The sequence below is a fragment of the Stenotrophomonas sp. CASM110 genome (genome assembly GCF_049384345.1).
Classification (GTDB): domain Bacteria; phylum Pseudomonadota; class Gammaproteobacteria; order Xanthomonadales; family Xanthomonadaceae; genus Stenotrophomonas; species Stenotrophomonas muris.
In genome coordinates this window covers 38,872-56,486 of sequence record NZ_JBMRGI010000030.1, presented here as the reverse complement: position 1 = coordinate 56,486, position 17,615 = coordinate 38,872, and the positions used below count along the sequence as shown (strand labels likewise).

The 17,615-nt window shown below is 68.7% G+C and carries 11 protein-coding genes; 9 read left to right on the top strand and 2 right to left on the bottom strand.

Annotated elements, in window-relative coordinates; all coding sequences use genetic code 11:
* Nucleotides 1-168 precede the first annotated feature (168 nt).
* Both VG561_RS19705 and tsaB read left to right on the top strand, forming a co-directional pair.
* Entirely contained in the window at nucleotides 169-2,217 is a 2,049-nt protein-coding gene (locus VG561_RS19705) for an ATP-dependent DNA helicase (RefSeq protein ID WP_423179912.1), read from the top strand.
* Between the two features lie 9 nt (nucleotides 2,218-2,226).
* A complete protein-coding gene (gene tsaB / locus VG561_RS19700; protein ID WP_423179911.1) occupies nucleotides 2,227-2,940 on the top strand; it encodes a tRNA (adenosine(37)-N6)-threonylcarbamoyltransferase complex dimerization subunit type 1 TsaB in 714 nt (237 codons plus the stop codon).
* A 578-nt stretch (nucleotides 2,941-3,518) separates the two neighbouring features.
* On the opposite strand, the gene VG561_RS19695 is transcribed toward tsaB, so the two are convergent.
* Complete coding sequence (locus VG561_RS19695; RefSeq protein WP_014648095.1) at nucleotides 3,519-4,403, bottom strand: energy transducer TonB family protein; 885 nt, start codon at nucleotides 4,401-4,403, stop codon at nucleotides 3,519-3,521.
* Entirely contained in the window at nucleotides 4,403-5,350 is a 948-nt protein-coding gene (gene gshB / locus VG561_RS19690) for a glutathione synthase (RefSeq protein ID WP_032959093.1), read from the bottom strand. The genes VG561_RS19695 and gshB overlap by 1 nt, the downstream gene beginning before the upstream one ends.
* Nucleotides 5,351-5,590: 240 nt before the next feature.
* Here gshB and pilG point away from each other — a divergent pair, with 240 nt between their 5' ends.
* The 7 genes from pilG (at nucleotide 5,591) to VG561_RS19655 (ending at nucleotide 17,604) form a co-directional block, all read left to right on the top strand.
* Complete coding sequence (pilG, locus tag VG561_RS19685) at nucleotides 5,591-5,992, top strand: twitching motility response regulator PilG (protein WP_005418455.1); 402 nt, start codon at nucleotides 5,591-5,593, stop codon at nucleotides 5,990-5,992.
* Nucleotides 5,993-6,010: 18 nt separating this feature from the next.
* Complete coding sequence (locus VG561_RS19680) at nucleotides 6,011-6,373, top strand: response regulator (RefSeq protein WP_005410717.1); 363 nt, start codon at nucleotides 6,011-6,013, stop codon at nucleotides 6,371-6,373.
* Nucleotides 6,373-6,903: a chemotaxis protein CheW gene (locus tag VG561_RS19675; RefSeq protein ID WP_014648092.1), complete on the top strand. Its 531-nt coding sequence runs from the start codon at nucleotides 6,373-6,375 to the stop codon at nucleotides 6,901-6,903. Before VG561_RS19680 ends, VG561_RS19675 begins: the two co-directional genes overlap by 1 nt.
* Nucleotides 6,904-6,944: 41 nt before the next feature.
* Nucleotides 6,945-8,981, top strand: a complete 2,037-nt coding sequence (locus VG561_RS19670) for a methyl-accepting chemotaxis protein (protein WP_014038185.1) — start codon at nucleotides 6,945-6,947, stop codon at nucleotides 8,979-8,981.
* A 100-nt stretch (nucleotides 8,982-9,081) separates the two neighbouring features.
* Entirely contained in the window at nucleotides 9,082-15,819 is a 6,738-nt protein-coding gene (locus VG561_RS19665) for an Hpt domain-containing protein (protein ID WP_423179910.1), read from the top strand.
* Nucleotides 15,806-17,143, top strand: a complete 1,338-nt coding sequence (locus VG561_RS19660) for a chemotaxis protein CheB (protein ID WP_049441322.1) — start codon at nucleotides 15,806-15,808, stop codon at nucleotides 17,141-17,143. The genes VG561_RS19665 and VG561_RS19660 overlap by 14 nt, the downstream gene beginning before the upstream one ends.
* Complete coding sequence (locus tag VG561_RS19655) at nucleotides 17,140-17,604, top strand: chemotaxis protein CheW (RefSeq protein ID WP_014648089.1); 465 nt, start codon at nucleotides 17,140-17,142, stop codon at nucleotides 17,602-17,604. Before VG561_RS19660 ends, VG561_RS19655 begins: the two co-directional genes overlap by 4 nt.
* The last annotated feature ends 11 nt before the right edge of the window (nucleotides 17,605-17,615 follow it).

Genomic DNA, 17,615 nt, shown 5'->3' with positions numbered 1-17,615 from the left:
CCATGGATGGCGCCATCGAGCCCCCATGGATGGGTTTACGGCGTGTCCTGCCTGCCCCTCCCGGCCTGCCCAGTACGTAAAAATCCAGAGCCATGAACACCGCTGTTGCTGTTGCCCTGGCTTGAAACGGGTGCCGGGCAGCGCCCGGCCGGGTATCCTCTCCCTCTGATGTCCGACCTTGTCCATGCCAGCCGCGAAGCCCTCAGCGAAGGCGGCGCGCTCGCCTCGCATCTGGATGCCTTTGTCCCGCGTCCGGCACAGCTGCACCTGACCGACGCCATCGCCGAAGCGCTGCAGCAGCGCGACCTGCTGCTGGCCGAGGCCGGTACAGGCACCGGCAAGACCTTCGCCTATCTGGTGCCGGTGCTGCTGTCCGGGCTGCGCACCATCATCTCCACCGGTACCCGCGCGTTGCAGGACCAGCTCTACCACCGCGATCTGCCGCGCGTGCGCCAGGCACTGGGCGTTGGCCTGCGCAGCGCGCTGCTGAAGGGACGCGCGAATTACCTGTGCCGCTACCGCCTGCAGCAGGCGCGGGGCGAACCGCGTTTTTCCAGCCCGGAGCAGGCTGCGCAGTTCCAGCGCATCCTGGCCTGGTCCGGCCGTTCGGAGTTCGGTGACATCGCCGAACTGGAAGGCCTGGCCGATGACTCGCCGCTTCTGCCGATGGTCACTTCCACGGTCGACAACTGCCTGGGTACCGATTGCCCGTTCTGGGAAGACTGCTTCGTGGTGCGCGCGCGCCAACGTGCGCAGGCTGCCGACGTGGTGGTGGTCAACCACCACCTGCTGCTGGCCGACCTGGCACTGAAACAGGACGGCTTCGGTGAGTTGCTGCCGGGGGCGCAGGCCTTTGTCATCGACGAGGCGCATCAGCTGCCCGAGTTGGCCGCGCAGTTTTTCGGCGAAGGCTTTGGCATGCGCCCGTGGCAGGAACTCGGCCGCGACTGCCTGGCCGAGGCGCGCGGCGTAGGCGGCGCGCAGTCGGCCCTGCAGGAACCGGTCGACCAGTTGCAGCAGGCGTTGCTGGCGCTGCGCTCGGCGATGGAGGGGCTGCCGCCAAGGGGTACGCAGTGGCGTGCGCTGGCGATGCCACAGGTGCGCGATGGATTCGATACGGTGATGGCCGGCCTGGTGACGCTGGAGCAGGCACTGCAACCGCTGCGCGAGGCGGCGGCGGGTCTGGATGCCTGTCATGCGCGGGCACGCGAGGCGGTGTCGCGGCTGCAGCGCTGGCTGGGCGATGATGAGCCCACCCTCGATTTCGATACCGATCCGGCGGAGACCCCCCGTGCCGCCGATGTGCTCTGGTATGAGCTCACCCCGCGTGGTTTCCGCTGCCAGCGCACGCCGATGGATGTGTCCGGCCCGCTGCGCGAGCATCGCGAGCGCAGCCGCGCGGCATGGATCTTCACCTCGGCCACGCTGACCGTGGGCGGTGGCTTCGACCACATCGCCACGCGCCTGGGCCTGGACGATCCGCACACGCTGGTCCAGCCGAGCCCGTTCAACTGGCCCGAGCAGGCGTTGTGCTACCTGCCCGAAGGCCTGCCCGATCCGGCGGCGCGCGGGTTTGGCACCGCGCTGATCCAGACCTTGCGGCCGGTGTTGCAGGCCTCGCAGGGCAGGGCGTTCCTGTTGTTCGCCTCGCACCGTGCATTGCGCGAGGCCGCCGAGGCACTGCGCGACGGGCCGTGGCCGTTGTTCGTGCAGGGCGAGGCGCCACGCGCGGCGCTGCTGCAGCGTTTCCGCGAATCGGGCAATGGCGTGCTGCTGGGCTCGGCCAGTTTCCGCGAGGGCGTGGACGTGGTCGGCGAAGCGCTGAGCGTGGTAATGATCGACAAGCTGCCGTTCGCGGCACCGGATGACCCGGTATACGAGGCGCGGCTGGAGGCGATCCGCAGCCAGGGGGGCAACCCGTTCCGCGACGAGCAGCTGCCGCAGGCGGTGATCGCCCTGAAGCAGGGCGTTGGCCGCCTGATCCGCAGCGAAAGCGACCGGGGCGTGCTGGTCCTGTGCGATCCGCGCCTGCTCAACCGTGGCTATGGCCGGGTCTTTCTTGAGTCGCTGCCGCCGTTCCGGCGCACCCGCAGCCTGGCCGATGTGCAGGCCTTCTTTAGGCCACAATGGCTGCCCGTGGCCGATGATGCGGGTGCCCCGGCCGCCGTTGCGGCGGGCCCGGAGCCTGCTCCCGGTGCTACGTTCCCCTTGTTCTGACCTGATCCAATGAAACTGCTCGCCTTTGAAACCGCCACCGAAGCCTGTTCCGTTGCCCTGCATGTCGATGGGCAGGTCCTGGAACGCTTCGAGATCGCCCCGCGCCGGCACGCCGAGTTGAGCCTGCCGTGGGCCGAGGCGCTGCTGGCCGACGCCGGCGTCAGCCGTCGCCAGCTTGATGGCATCGCCCTCAGTCGCGGTCCGGGTGCGTTCACGGGCGTGCGCCTGGCGATTGCCATTGCCCAGGGCATCGCACTGGCACTGGACCGCCCGCTGCTGCCGGTCTCGACGCTGCAGGTGTTGGCGCTGCGCGCACCGGCGGAAGAAACGCAGATCCTGTCGGCGATCGATGCGCGGATGGGCGAACTCTACGTCGCCCGCTTCGAGCGCGTGGACGGCCTGCCGGTCGCGCGCGATGCCGAGCGCGTCTGCGCGCCGGCAGCGGTGGCGCTGCCGGAAGGGCTGTCGGCCTACGGTGTCGGTACCGGGTTCGCCGCAGCCGAGGGTGCGCTGGTCGCGCAGCTCGGTACAGGTTTGCGCGGATTCGACGCCACGGCATTGCCGCGTGCGTCGGACGTGCTCGCACTGGCGGTGCCGGCGTTCGCGCGCGGCGAAGCCATTGCACCGGAGAAGGTCGAGCCGGCCTACCTGCGCGACAACGTGGCACTGACCCTGGTCGAGCAGCAGGCCGCGCGCGAGGCGAAGGCGAAGGCCAACGGCTGAGCCCCTCGTGGCGGGATTGGTTGATCGCATAAACCCAAAGCCGCGCTTGGCCGGGCGGGGTGGGTTCGCGGGGGACGCCGTAAACCCCGCTCCGCGGTCCGGCCCAGCCGCTGGCGGCTGTGCGTTCGGGCGCTTGCGAAGCAGTGCTTCGCAAGCAAAGCGCCCTCACCCATGGGGGCTTGGCCGCGGCATCCATGCCGCGGACACCCCCGCGAACCCACCCCGCCCGACCTCTGACAGTTTCCGTGTGCGTCCGCCACGGAAAATCAAAAGAAAATCAAAGTCAACAGCGGATCGCTTCGCTCGCATCCACGCGTAGCGTGGATGTGTGTCGACCAAGGTCGACACCTACCAACAGCAATGATGCGTCGGGATCTGTCAGAGGCGGGGCGGTATGGGCTTGCAGGACCGTTGGCGCCATGGATGGCGCCATCGAGCCCCCAGGGATGGGTTTACGGCGTGTCCTGCAAGCCCATACCGCCCCGCCAAACCCAAAGCCCAACCGCAGCTCTTGTTCCTGCTGTTGCAGTTGCCTGGGCTTCCAGCGGGTCCCGGGCCGCAGGCCCGGGCAACAACCCCTACCGGTCGTCGTGCAGGGTGCCACCCGGCAGGAACACCCAGGTGCGGGTGACCTGCAGGATGTCGATCTCGTCCTCGGTCTTCGGCAGCGGCGGGAATGGCTGCGCAAGCTGCACCACCCGCAGCGCCGCCTCATCCAGCAACGGCGTCCCGCTTGAACGCAGGATCCGGCTGCTTTCCACGCTGCCATCGCGGCGCACGCCCACGCTGATCACCACCTGGCCGCCGAGCCGGCGCTGCCGGGCCTCGTCCGGGTAATTCAGGTTGCCGACGCGCTCGGCGCGGTCGACCCAGGCGCGCAGGTAATTGGCGTAGGCATATTCGCGCGTGCTGGCCGACACGAACTTGCGGTTCGGGCGCTTGGCGTACTGCGCCGAGCGCAGATGCACCTCGGCCGCCAGCCGTGCCATCTCGGCGTCGCGCTGTTCGCGCGCGGTCAGCGGTGCATCCGGTTCGGGCTGCTCCGGTGTCGGGCGTGCCTGCGCCTGGGCCACTGCCTCTTCGCCGTTGCGGCTGCTGACCACCCGCGCCTGCGGCGGGGGCGCCGGCGCGGCCGACTGCTGCTGTTGCGGCACCGGGCTCAGCCCGGCCTGGGCCTGCGGAACGATGCCGGCCTGGTTGTCGCGCGGGCGCTGCGCACGGTCGTGCTCGCCGCCACCTTCCTGGCTGGCGGCGGCAAGGAAATCGGCCTGCTTCGGGGTCAGTGCGGTGCGGGTCTGGCTGAAGATCACCTCCAGCGTCGGCACCAGTGGTGCGTCGCCTTTCACCGCAAAACCCACGCCCAGGATCAGCAGGGCGTGGACCACGATCGACAGCGCGATGGTCGCGCCCAGCCGTTGCGCTTCGCGCGCCGGCGGGGGCAGGACGGCAGGTGCGGCCGCCATCAGCGCAGGCCGGCCTCGAGCGCGTCGAACAGGGTGCCGGCGATGTTCAGGCCGTACTGCGCGTCGAGCTCGCGCACGCAGGTCGGGCTGGTCACGTTGACCTCGGTCAGGTAATCGCCGATCACGTCCAGGCCGACGAAGCGCATGCCACGGCGCTTCATCTCCGGGCCAACCTGGCCGGCGATCCAGCGGTCACGCTCGCTCAGCGGGCGCCCTTCGCCACGGCCGCCAGCCGCCAGGTTGCCGCGGAACTCGTCACCCTGGGGAATGCGCGCCAGGCAGTAGTCGACCGGTTCGCCGTCGACCAGCAGGATGCGCTTGTCGCCGGCCGTGATGTCGGGAATGAACTTCTGGGCCAGCGCCAGCTTGCGGCCGCCGTCGGTCAGGGTTTCCAGGATCACGTTCAGGTTCGGATCGCCCTGGCCGCTGCGGAAGATCGAGCGGCCGCCCATCCCATCCAGCGGCTTCAGCACGGCCTGGCCGTGCTCCAGCGCGAAGGCCTTCAATGCCTTGGCATCGCGGCTGACCAGGGTCGGCGGGCAGCACTGCGGGAACAGCAGGGCGGCCAGCTTCTCGTTGTAGTCGCGCAGGCCCTGCGGGTTGTTGACCACGCAGGCGCCGGCAGCGGCAGCCACGTCCAGCACCTGCGTGTCGTAGATGTACTCGGCGTCGACGGGCGGGTCCTTGCGCATCAGCACGATCTGGCCGGGACCGAACGCGGTACGGCTGAACGCGCCCAGCTCATACCAGCCGGCTGGGTCGTCGCGCACCTGCAGCGGTGCGGTCTGGGCCACCGCCACGCCACCTTCCAGGGCCAGCCCGCCGGGCCGCACGTAGTGCAGGGCATGGCCACGGCGCTGGGCTTCCAGCAACATGGCGAAGGTGGTGTCCTTGGCGATCTTGATGTGGGCGATGGGGTCCATCACCACGATGACGTTCAACGGCATGGGCGCACCTGTCAGGCAAGGCGTTGATGGTAGCGGCAACGCCGGCCGTGTGCCTCCCCGCCGTAGCGCAACGCAGCGTCCGCCTGCCGGCAGCGCAGTCATTGCGAACCCGGTCACGTTCAGCCCGGTGCTACCCCCTGCGCGGCAGGCCGGCCTTGAAGCGGGCGCGGGAAGTGCGATATAGATACGCTTTCGCAGCGGCTCCCGCCAGAGATTGGGCCGTGCGCTTGGGGATAGGCAATGACTGAAAACACGACTGCGGGCGGGGAACTCGCAGGACTCCGGGTGATGGTCATCGATGATTCGAAGACCATCCGCAGGACTGCGGAAACGCTGCTCAAGCGCGAAGGCTGCGAGGTGGTCACCGCCACCGACGGCTTCGAAGCGCTTGCCAAGATCGCAGACCAGCAGCCGCAGATCATCTTCGTCGACATCATGATGCCGCGCCTGGATGGCTACCAGACCTGTGCGCTGATCAAGGGCAACCAGCTGTTCAAGGCGACCCCGGTGATCATGCTGTCGTCCAAGGATGGTCTGTTCGACAAGGCGCGGGGGCGCATCGTCGGCTCGGAGCAATACCTGACCAAGCCTTTCACGCGCGAAGAACTGCTGGGTGCCATCCGCACATACGTCAACGCCTGACCAGGGGGGAAAGGCACAATGGCTCGTATCGTCCTGATCGAGGATTCACCGACCGACCGCGCGGTGTTCACCCAGTGGCTGCGCCGTGCCGGCCACGAGGTGCTGGAAGCGGACAATGCCGAGGATGGCCTGCAGCTGGTCCGCGACCAGGTGCCGCAGCTGGTGCTGATGGACGTGGTCCTGCCCGGCATGAGCGGGTTCCAGGCCACCCGGGCGATGGCCCGCGATGCGGCGATCAAGCACATCCCGGTGATCATCGTCAGCACCAAGGCGATGGAAACCGACAAGGCCTGGGGCCTGCGCCAGGGCGCAGCCGATTACATCGTCAAGCCGCCGCGCGAGGATGAACTGATCGCGCGGATCAACGAACTGGTGGCCTGATGCGCTCGCCCTTCGACATCCTTGAAGCCTACGAACGACGCAGCCTGGCCCATGCAGTGCAGCTGCCCGGGCGGCAGTTCGCCCAGGACCTGTGGCGTGGCGTCGGTTACCGCGTCGGCCAGCGCCGGCTGGTGTCCGATTTCCGCGAAGTGGTGGAAATCGTGCCGATGCCGCCGGTGACCCCGGTGCCCTGCGCGCAGCCCTGGCTGCTGGGCGTGGGCAACCTGCGTGGCAACCTGTTTCCGGTGGTCGACCTGAAGTACTTCCTGGAAGGCACGCGCACCGTGCAGCAGGAAGGCCAGCGCGTGCTGATCATGCGCCAGGCTGGCGGCGACGTCGCACTGACCATCGATGAACTGTTCGGCCAGCGCAGCTTCGAGCTGGACCAGCAGATCGACGCGGGCACGTTGGCCGAAGGCCGCTACGGCCATTTCGTTGACCGTGCCTTCCATGCCGACGGCCATGACTGGGGCGTGTTCTCGCTCTCGCTGCTGTCGCGCACCCCTGAATTCCGGCAAGCCGCGGCCTGAGGCCGGGCATCGCCCCCTGCATTGAAGATCGAGGTTGAACGATGAGTACTGCTTCGGACGCCACCAAGACCGGCAAGCTGCGGCTGGGCGGCAGCAACCTCTGGCTGTTCCTGCTGCTGGCATCGATGATCCTGTTCGGCGTCAACACCGGCGTCGCCACCTGGCAGGGCAGCCGCCTTGCCGACGCCGGCTCCAAGGCCGCCGACCTGCAGGTGCTGTCGCAGCAGCTGGCCAACCAGGGACGTGACGCGGTCGGCGGCAACGCCCAGGCCTTCACCGCCTTCAAGGCCACCCGCAACGCGATCGAACAGAACGTGTCGACGCTGCAGGGCCGCTATGGCAAGGAGCCGGGCGTGTCCGGCGCCATCGCCACCCTGGGCGAAACCTGGGCGCCGCTGGGCAAGCAGGCCGGGCAGCTGGTGGCCAGCGAGCCGGCGGTGCTGGCGCTGGCCGGCAATGCCAACAACTTCACCGGCGCGGTACCGGGCCTGCAGGCCCAGCTGAACGAGCTGGTGCGCGCGATGTCCGCCTCCGGCGCCCCCTCGTCGCAGGTGTACAGCGCACTGCAGCAGGTCGTGGTGGCCGGTTCGATGGCCCGTCGGGTGACCGAAATGCGTGCCGGTGGCAGCGCCGCAGCGACCTCCGGGGATGCGCTGGCGCGTGACATCACCGTGTTCTCGCAGGTGCTCGACGGCCTGCGCAACGGCAACGAGGAACTGGGCATCACCGCCGTGCGCGGTGCTGCCGCCGTGGCCGCACTGGAGCAGTCGCAGCAGAAGTGGGAAGCGATGAAGCAGGACGCCGATGCGATCCTGGCCAGCTCGCGCCAGCTGTTCGCGGCGCAGTCGGCGGCGACCGCGCTGGGCCAGGGCTCGGCCCACATGCTGGACGACAGCCGCAAGCTGTTCGATGCGTTCTCCTCGTTCGGCTCGGTGTCCGACACCCGCCTGTTCCCCAACTTCTGGATCGGCGTGGTGTCCGGCGCGCTGTCGCTGATCGCGATCATCGGCTTCGTCTCCACCAACGTGCGCAGCCGCTCGCGCGAGCAGGAACTGCGTTACCAGACCCAGGTGGAATTCAACAGCCGCAACCAGCAGGCGATCATGCGGCTGCTGGACGAAATCTCCTCGCTCGGTGAGGGTGACCTGACGGTGAAGGCCTCGGTGACCGAGGACATGACCGGCGCGATCGCCGACGCGATCAACTATGCGGTGGACGAGCTGCGCCACCTGGTGACCACCATCAACGACACCTCGGCCAAGGTCGCGATGTCCACCCAGGAAACCCAGGCCACCGCGATGCAGCTGGCAGAGGCGGCGGGCCACCAGGCCAACCAGATCACCTCCGCCTCGGACCGCATCGGTGAAATCGCAGCGAGCATCGAGCAGGTGTCGCGCAACTCGGCCGAGTCGGCCGACGTGGCACAGCGCTCGGTGGTGATCGCCGCCGAAGGCGCCGGCGTGGTGCGCGAGACCATCCAGGGCATGGACCAGATCCGCGACCAGATCCAGGAAACCTCCAAGCGCATCAAGCGCCTGGGCGAGTCGTCGCAGGAAATCGGCTCGATCGTGGAACTGATCAATGACATTTCCGAGCAGACCAACATCCTGGCGCTGAACGCGGCGGTGCAGGCGGCGTCGGCGGGTGAAGCGGGCCGCGGTTTCGCGGTCGTGGCCGACGAAGTGCAGCGCCTGGCAGAACGTACCTCGGGTGCAACCCGACGCATCGAAAACCTGGTCCAGGCCATTCAGGCCGATACCAACGAAGCGGTCACCTCGATGGAGCAGACCACGGCCGAAGTGGTGTCCGGTGCGCGCCTAGCCGAGGACGCCGGTACCGCGCTGACCGAGATCGAGCGCGTGTCCAACGCCCTCAATACCCTCATCAAGAACATCTCCATCGCCGCCCAGCAGCAGTCGGCCGCGGCCTCGGACATCACCCGCACCATGGGCGTGATCCGGCAGATCACCGGCCAGACCTCGCAGGGTGCCGGGCAGACCGCAGAGTCGATCGGCCACCTCGCGCAGCTGGCGGCGGACCTGCGCCGTTCGGTCGCCGACTTCAAGCTGCCGGCGTGACGCGGGCAGGGCGGCGAGCAAGGAACCAGTCGATGAAGCATTTCCATTCCCCACGCCAGAATCCGCGCGGCCACCGCGCGGCGGCGAACGGAGCGCGTCCATGAGCAGTCTGCGCGATGCGATGAGCCACGCAGCGCTGGGCTGGGTCAAGCCCGAGCTGGACGAGACCCTGCGCCAGGTGCGCAACGAGGTCGAGTACTACGCGGAAGACCCGAGCGATGCCAGCCGCATGCGCATCTGCGCCGGCTACCTGCACCAGGTGCAGGGCACCCTGCGCATGGTTGAACTGTATGCCCCGGCGATGGTGGCCGAAGAGCTGGAGCAGCTGGCCAATGCCATCGGCGCCGGCCAGGTGGCCGACCGGGATGAAGCCTGTGCGACCCTGATGCGTGGCAGCGTGCTGCTGCCGGACTATCTGGAGCGCCTGCAGAACGGCCATCGCGACATTCCGATCGTGCTGATGCCGCTGCTCAACGAGATCCGCGCGTCGCGTGGCGAAGAAGGCGTCAACGACAGCGTGCTGCTGGCCTTTGCGCCGGACAGCATCACCGCCACCGAGGCCGAACTGGACCATGCCCGGGGCAGCCTGAGCGGGCGCAACCGCGAGCTGCTCGATACCGTCGGCAGCGCAGTGAAGGAAGAACTGCTGCGCATCAAGGATGCGCTTGACCTGCACCTGCGCACCGGCGGTGCACCGGAACAGCTGCAGACCCAGGCCAACGAACTGGGCGCCGTGGCCGACACGCTGGGCATGATGGGCCTGGGCGTGGCCCGTGGCGTGGTCGTGCAGCAGCGCGACGCGCTGCGTGGCGTGGTCGAGGGGCGCCAGCAGATCGACGAGAACCTGCTGCTGGATATCGCCGGTGCGCTGCTGTACGTCGATGCCTCGCTGGACGACCAGGTTGCCCATCTGGGCGCCGGCGGCAGTGGCGAGGACGATCCGAGCGCGGTGGAGAACCGGCGCACGGTGGAAGTGCTGGCCCATGAAGCCATCGCCAACTTCGCTGCCGCCCGCGAGCATTTCGTCGCCTTCATCGAAACCAGCTGGAACCATGCCGAGCTGCAGGATGTACCGCGCCTGCTGGGCGATGTGTCCGGCGCGCTGCGCATGCTCGACCTGGGTACCGCCGCCGATTACCTGCGTGGCGTGCAGCAGTACATCGAGGCCGAGCTGATCGGCCGCCAGCGCGTGCCCAGCGGCCGCCAGCTGGACACCCTGGCCGATGCCATGGCCAGCCTGGAGTACTACCTGGAAGCCCTGCGCGATCGTCGCCCGGGCCGCGAAGACATCCTCGAAATCACCCGCAGCAGCCTCGAGGCACTGCGCTACTGGCCGCTGCCCGAACGCAACGCCGCCGCACCGGAAGCGCCGGCAGCGCTTGCGATCGAACGTGAGCCGCTGCCGGTGCAGGTCGAGCCGCTGCAGCCCGAGCGCATCGAGGTACCGGTGCAGCCTGCTGCGCCCGCGGCCGGCGACGTGCCGGTATCGCTGCCGGACTTCACCTTCGATCCGCCGCCGGCCACACCGGCACCGAGGGTGCCCGACAACAGCCTGATGTTCGGCGCGCTGGGCACCGCGGGCGTCGTGGCCGCCAGCCCGTTGGATGCTGGCGCCTCGCCGCTGCCAACACAGGATGATGCCGAGGCATCGCTGGTCTTCGCCGCGTCCAGCGCACCTGCGCCTGATGTCCCGCAGTGGGAGCTGGCGCCGTTCTACCCCGAAGCCGAGGCGGCCGCGCCCGCCGGCGACGAACGCGCGCCGACGTTCGCCAGTTTCGATCCCGTCAGCTTCGAACTGGCCGACAGCGATCATGCCGATGCACCGCAGTGGTCGCTGTCCGAGGCGCCGCAGGTGCTCGAGGAAAGCGCAGCGCCTGCGATCGACGAGACGACGGACAGCGTGGTTTCGCCCGTGACCGGATTCGATGCTGCGCCGGTGTTCGATCCGGTAGCGGCCGAACGGGGCGCGGTTGCCGAGGCCGACGACGTGGTGTTCCGCTTCGACGCCGATGCATTGGACAACGCTGACGATGTGCTGTCGCTGCACGCGATGGAAACGTTGTCGCTGGACGATGACGCCGGGTTGCATCCGTCGCTGGAGATCGTCGATGCCGTGGCGCCGCCGCTGGCCGATGCATCGCCTGCGGCGGAGGTCAGGGTGGACGAGGCTCCGGATGACCTGCCGGCATCGTCGATCACGCCGCCGTCGATCGAAGCGCCCGCCCCGGCAGCGGAAACGTCGGCGCCGGCCGTGTCGGTGATCGATATCGACACCATCGCGCCGATCGATTTCAGCGAAGCCGATGCCCAGTTCTTCGCCGAGCTGAGCGCAGCCGCTGCCGGCTTCAATCCGCAGGCGATGCCCACCGCGACGGCACCGGAGGCGGTCGTTGCGACCGGCGCCGACGCCAATGCCGACGCGACTACGGGCTTCGACGCCGGCTTCGACGACGACGCCGAGAACATCGACGAGGACATCCGCGAGGTGTTCCTGGAAGAGTTCGACGACGAGCTCGCCAATCTGGGCACGCTGCTGCCGGCGTGGCGCATGCAGCCGGACAACATGGACCGGCTGCGCCCGATCCGCCGCATCTTCCATACCCTCAAGGGCAGTGGCCGCCTGGTTGGCGCACGTACGCTGGGCGAGTTCGCGTGGAAGATCGAAGGCATGCTCAACCGCGTGCTGGATGGCAGCCGCGCCGCCTCGCCGGCGGTGCTGGCGATGGTCGACAACGCACATGCGGCGCTGCCACAGCTGAACGCAGCGCTGCGCCACGGCCAGCGCATCAGCGTCGACCTGCAGGCCATGCAGGCCATTGCCGATCGTGTCGGCGCAGGCGAGGAAACCTACTACGTACCGCTGCCGGGTGCGGCTGCGCCGGTTGTACCGGTTGCTGAAGCTGACGGCGAAGACGAGATCAGCCGCATTCTCGATGTGGAGGCTGCCGCCTCGGCGCCGGCCGATACCGACGTGGAGGCCGAAGTGGCCGGTACGCCGGCCAACATCGACAGCGTGCTGCGCGAGATTCTCGAGGCCGAGGTGGAAGTCCACCAGGCCACCCTGCAGGACTGGCTGCGTTCGGCGCAGCAGGCGCCGCAACCGGTCAGCGATGCACTGCTGCGCGCGGTGCACACCATGAACGGCGCCTTCGCGATGACCGAAGTGCCCGAGATCACGGCGGTGACCGGCGGCGCGGAGTCCTACATCAAGCGCGCACTGGCCGCCGAGGTGGTCCCGGGTGATGAAGGCGTAGCCGCCCTGGATGCGACTGCGCAGGCGATCACCGCCACCATGGAAGCGTTGCAGGCCGAACAGCCGCGCATCGCGCCGCAACAGGTACTCGCGCAGCGCCTGCAGGCGCTGGCTGGCGCGTTGCCGGAAGCGCGCTGGCCGATGGTGGGCCTGGAAGACGAAGAAGACGATCTGGCGCTGGATGACGAACCGCCGGTGGAACTGGACGCGGATGCATCGACAGCCGTCGCGCCTGAATCCGATGCGGTGCCGCATTCGTTTGCCGCACCGGAGCAGGACGCGGAAGCACGTGCCGATACTGTCGAAGCCCCGGTCCCCGACGTGGCGATCGAGGCCGGGCTGGAGGTCGGTGAGCTGACGGCCAGCGATGATCTTTCGCGCTACTTCGATGCCGGATGGCCGTCCGTACCGGGTGAGGAGGATGCGTCGCTGCCGGTGGTCGAATCGATCCAGGTGGCCGACGACGTTCCAGCCGTTGCCGTTGCCGTAGCCGGTGTCGAGGCGGAGGCCGAAGGCGTGCTGCGGTTGTCCGACGATGCCGGTTTGACCGTCGTGGATGATCTGTCGCCGTACCTGGATGCCAGTGCGCTGCCGGTTGACGACCGCGACGCCGAAGAGACTCCGGCCACTGTCGAAGCCGTCGCATCTGACCTGAATGCGCCCTCGGCCGATCACGCGCACGTCGCTGATGCCACGGCGTTCGAAATGCCTGCTGCACTGCCACTCGACAGCGAGCTGTCGAGCCTGCAGGATGAAATGGCTGCGCCGGGGTTTGCAGAACCGGTCTCGCTGGAAGCCGCGCTCGAGGCCGGCCTGCACGTGATCGACGAAGAGCAGCCCCTGGCCGACGACGGGCAATGGCCCGTGCTCGGCCTGCAGGCCAGCGAACTCGCGCCGGGCGAGGCGGAAGCCTTTGCCGAGGATGCGGACGTCGGCGGGGAGGCGGCGATCGGTGAAGGAGAGAGCGCCGATCAGCCGTCCCCGGCGACGGTGAATGAGGAGATCGCGGAGGCCGCAGCGCAGGCCACCGCCGAACCGGTACGCTTCTTCGAACTGGAAGACGCGCCGGGCCAGGCGGAGGTCCACGCCGAAGCTGCCGGCGTCGACGCGGTTGCGGTGTCGGATGCCGTGGCAGCCAGCGCGCCCGAAGCCGACGTGCCTGAAACCGTGACACCTGACATCCTTGCCATGCCGGTGCCGGAAGACAGCACCGATACGCTCGACTTCAGCGTCTACGATCGCGAGCTGGTCGACATCTTCGTCGAGGAAGGCAAGGACCTGCTCGACCACTGCGATGGCCTGATCAGCGAGCTGCGTGATGCACCGCAGGACCGCGAGGTGCTGGCCGGCCTGCAGCGTGACCTGCACACCCTGAAGGGTGGCGCACGCATGGCCGGCATCAACGCCATCGGTGATCTCGGCCACAGCATCGAATCGTTGCTGGAGGCGGTCGCCGCCGGTCGCACCGAGATCGAACGCCGCGATGTGCAGTTGCTGGAGCGCGGATTCGATCGCCTGCACCAGTTGCTGACCCGCACCGGTAACCACCGCGTGGTGGAACCGGCGCAGGATCTGGTCGATGCGTTCGAAGTGCGTACCACCACCGATATTGCCGCAGCAGCAGCGGCTGCCGCAGGCGCAGCGGACGTGGCGAGCGTTGCAGAAACCGCGTCGGCAGCGGTCGCCGGCCCTGCGCCGGCACTGCTCGATGCGCCGTTGTCGGCACCGCTGCCGGCCGAAGGCGTGATCGATGAAGATCCGCTGGCGCGCCCGCAGCAGGAACAGGTGCGCGTGCGCGCGGATCTGCTCGACCGCCTGGTCAACCATGCCGGTGAAGTGGCGATCTACCGCTCGCGCCTGGAACAGCAGCTTGGTGCCTTCCGCGGCGCGATGGGCGAGCTGGAGCGCACCAATGCGCGACTGCGCGACCAGCTGCGCCGACTCGACCTGGAAACCGAGGCGCAGATCGTCGCCCGCTACCAGCGTGAGCAGGACCAGGCCGATCAGAAGTTCGATCCGCTGGAACTGGACCGCTTCTCCACGCTGCAGCAGCTCAGCCGTGCACTGAACGAGTCGGCGGCCGATCTCGGGGGCCTGCAGGGCGTGCTCGACGATCTGTCACGCCAGTACGATTCGTTGCTGCAACAGCAGTCGCGCGTCAGCTCCGAGCTGCAGGATGGCCTGATGCGCGCGCGCATGGTGCCGTTCGATGGCCTGGTGCCGCGCCTGCGCCGCGTGGTCCGCCAGTCCGGAATGGATACCGGCAAGCAGGTGCACCTGACCCTGGAGGGCACCCACGGCGAACTGGACCGCAATGTCCTCGATCGCATGGTCGCGCCGCTCGAACACATGCTGCGCAACTCCGTGGCCCACGGCCTGGAGGCGCCGGAACAGCGTCGCGCAGCCGGCAAGCCGGAGGAGGGCGAAGTCGCCATCCGCCTGCACCGTGAAGGCTCGGAAATCGTGCTGGAAGTGGCCGATGACGGTGCTGGCCTGGACCGCGAAGCGATCCGCCGCCGCGCCATCGATCGTGGCCTGTTGGCCGCCGATGCGCAGCCCAGCGAGCAGGAACTGGACAACCTGATCTTCGCCTCCGGTTTCTCCACCGCCGACCAGGTCAGCCAGCTGGCGGGTCGTGGCGTGGGCATGGACGTGGTGCGCAACGAAGTGCGCCAGCTCGGCGGCTCGGTCGACATCCAGTCGGTGCGTGGCCAGGGCGTGCGCTTCACCTTGCGCCTGCCGCAGACGCTGGCCGTCACCCAGGCGGTGTTCGTGCAGATCGGTGAAACCACCTTCGCCGTGCCGGTGGCCTCGGTCAGTGGTATCGGCCGCCTGTCACGCGAACGCTTCGAGGCCGCCGACAGCAGCTACCGCTACAGCGGCGAAGACTATCCGCTGTATGACCTCGGCAGCCTGGTCGGGCAGGCCCCGGCACGCGCCGATGGCCAGGACCAGGTGCCGCTGCTGCTGGTGCGTGCCGGTGACCTGCGCGCTGCCGTGGCGATCGACCAGGTGCTGGGCAACCGCGAAATCGTGGTCAAGCCGGTCGGCCTGCAGATCGCATCGGTACCGGGCATCTACGGTGCCACCATCACCGGCGATGGCCGCGTGGTGGTGATCCTGGACGTCGCGCCGCTGGTGCGCCGTTTCCTCGCCAATCCGACCGCACCGGTGCTGGCCAATGCACCGCGCGACGAACGCCAGGTGCCGCTGGTGATGGTGGTCGATGACTCGCTGACCATGCGCAAAGTGACCGGACGCATCCTGGAACGCCACAACTTCGAAGTCAGTGTTGCCCGTGACGGCGTGGAAGCACTGGAGCGGCTGGAAGAGCGCGTGCCGGACCTGATGCTGCTGGATATCGAGATGCCGCGCATGGACGGCTACGAGCTGGCCACGGCGATGCGCGCCGACCCGCGCTACAAGGATGTGCCGATCGTGATGATCACCTCGCGCAGCGGCGACAAGCACCGCCAGCGCGCCTTCGAGATCGGTGTCCAGCGTTACCTGGGCAAGCCGTACCAGGAACTGGACCTGATGCGTAACGTGTACGACCTGCTGGGGATCGCCCGTGTCCGTGAGTGAAACCCATCCGGCCCCGGCCGTCGCCCTGCTGGCCCGCCCCGGTGCGGCGCGCGAACGCCTGCGCGAGGCGCTGTCGCATGCAGATGTGCAGCTGGTTCTGGAAGATGACCCGAACGGCTTGGAGCCACAGGTCCTGCAGGCTGCGGATCCGCAGTTCGTGGTGATCGCGCTGGAAGCGGCCATCGAGGACGCACTGGAACGGCTGGACGCCGCGCTCTCGGCACCGGGGCTGACCCTGGTGTTCGATGAGGCCGAGCTGGCCGCGCGCCGCGACGGCTGGGAGGCGCAGCGTTGGGGGCGCCATCTGGCGGCCAAGCTGCACGGCCACCAGCAGGTGTTGCCGCCGGGTGCCGAGGAAGAGCCCAGCCTGCAGCTGGAGCCCGGCCATCCGGCGCCCGCGCCGGCACCGCAGGAAGAAGCCCTGCAGCCGCATCTGGCGCAGGCGCTGAGCTGGGCCGATGACGTTCCGGCCGACGGTCTGTATTCGCCGCCGGCACACCTGCACGAACCGATCGCGCTGGAGCAGGCCCTGGCGGCACTGCAGCCGGACGTGCCCGAACCACGGGATCCGCCTTCGCCGCCGCAAGCGCCGGCCGAACCGGCGGCGCCTGCGGCACCGCCGATCTCCTTCGATCACACCGCCTGGTCGCTGGTCGAGGAATCGATCGAAGCGCCGGCACCGGCAGAAGTGGCGGCGCCGGCCGCTGCGCCGCAGCCCTCCTTCGATACCGATCATTTGACCCTGGTCGATCTGGATGCCGCCGCCCCGGCCGGTGCGCGCGCCGCATCAGTGCTGGTGCTGGCCGGCATCGGTGGCCCGGATGCGTTGCGTCGCCTGCTCGGCGCACTGCCCGCGTCGTTGAGCGTGCCGGTCCTGGTGCACATGCGCCTGGACGGTGGCCGCTACGGCAACCTGGTCAAGCAGATGTCGCGTGTTTCGCCGTTGCCGGTGCAGCTGGCCGAGGCCGGCCAGCGCGCCGCGCCGGGCGAGGTCCACGTGCTGGCTGATGATATCGGCGTGCGCGCGGCCAGCGATGGCCTGCATTTCCAGAGCGATGCCACCGGTATTTCGCTCGCTGCATTGCCGGCCGCACACACTGCGCTGGTGCTGCTCAGCGGTGCCGACCTGGCCCATGTCGGCCCGGCGCTGGACCTGGCGGCCGCCGGTGCGTGGGTGGCCGGGCAGGTAGGCGAGGGCTGCTACGACCCGGCTGCGGCCACCGCCGTGGTTGCTGCCGGCATGGTGGCCGGTGAACCGCAGGAGCTGGCGCAGGCAATTGCCGCGCGCTGGGGTGAGCAGGACGACAACGGAGAGGCACCATGAGCTACGCCAGCAACGACGAAATCCGCGGCGTCCTGATCCAGGCCGGCAACGAGCGCGTACTGCTGCCCAATGCCACCGTGGCCGAAATGATGTCGCGCGTACCGGTGCAGCCGGTCTCCGATGCGCCGCGCTGGCTGGTTGGCGAGATCGGCTGGCACGGCTGGCAGGTGCCGCTGGTGTCGTTCGCACGCCTTTCCGGGCTGGGCGAAGAGACGGTGGCCGGCCACAACAAGGTGGTGGTACTGAAGTCCCTCAGCGGCAACGCGCAGCGCCCGTACTACGCGCTGCTGACGCAGAACTTCCCGCAGCTGATCTCGGTGCCGCGCGACGGCCTGCTGGCCGACGCCTCCGAAGAAACCCTGCCGCAGATCGTGCACATGCGCGTGCTGCTGGGTGAGCAGAGCGCGCTGCTGCCGAACCTGGATGCACTGGAAGCGGCGCTGGATTCGCTGGCGGCCTGATCGGCAATCCG

Excerpts from the sequence above, each read along its gene's own strand:
- VG561_RS19705 (WP_423179912.1), top strand. The coding sequence starts at position 169 with ATGTCCGACCTTGTCCATGCCAGCCGCGAAGCCCTCAGCGAAGGCGGC.
- tsaB (WP_423179911.1), top strand. The coding sequence starts at position 2,227 with ATGAAACTGCTCGCCTTTGAAACCGCCACCGAAGCCTGTTCCGTTGCC.
- VG561_RS19695 (WP_014648095.1), bottom strand. The coding sequence starts at position 4,403 with ATGGCGGCCGCACCTGCCGTCCTGCCCCCGCCGGCGCGCGAAGCGCAA.
- gshB (WP_032959093.1), bottom strand. The coding sequence starts at position 5,350 with ATGCCGTTGAACGTCATCGTGGTGATGGACCCCATCGCCCACATCAAG.
- pilG (WP_005418455.1), top strand. The coding sequence starts at position 5,591 with ATGACTGAAAACACGACTGCGGGCGGGGAACTCGCAGGACTCCGGGTG.
- VG561_RS19680 (WP_005410717.1), top strand. The coding sequence starts at position 6,011 with ATGGCTCGTATCGTCCTGATCGAGGATTCACCGACCGACCGCGCGGTG.
- VG561_RS19675 (WP_014648092.1), top strand. The coding sequence starts at position 6,373 with ATGCGCTCGCCCTTCGACATCCTTGAAGCCTACGAACGACGCAGCCTG.
- VG561_RS19670 (WP_014038185.1), top strand. The coding sequence starts at position 6,945 with ATGAGTACTGCTTCGGACGCCACCAAGACCGGCAAGCTGCGGCTGGGC.
- VG561_RS19665 (WP_423179910.1), top strand. The coding sequence starts at position 9,082 with ATGAGCAGTCTGCGCGATGCGATGAGCCACGCAGCGCTGGGCTGGGTC.
- VG561_RS19655 (WP_014648089.1), top strand. The coding sequence starts at position 17,140 with ATGAGCTACGCCAGCAACGACGAAATCCGCGGCGTCCTGATCCAGGCC.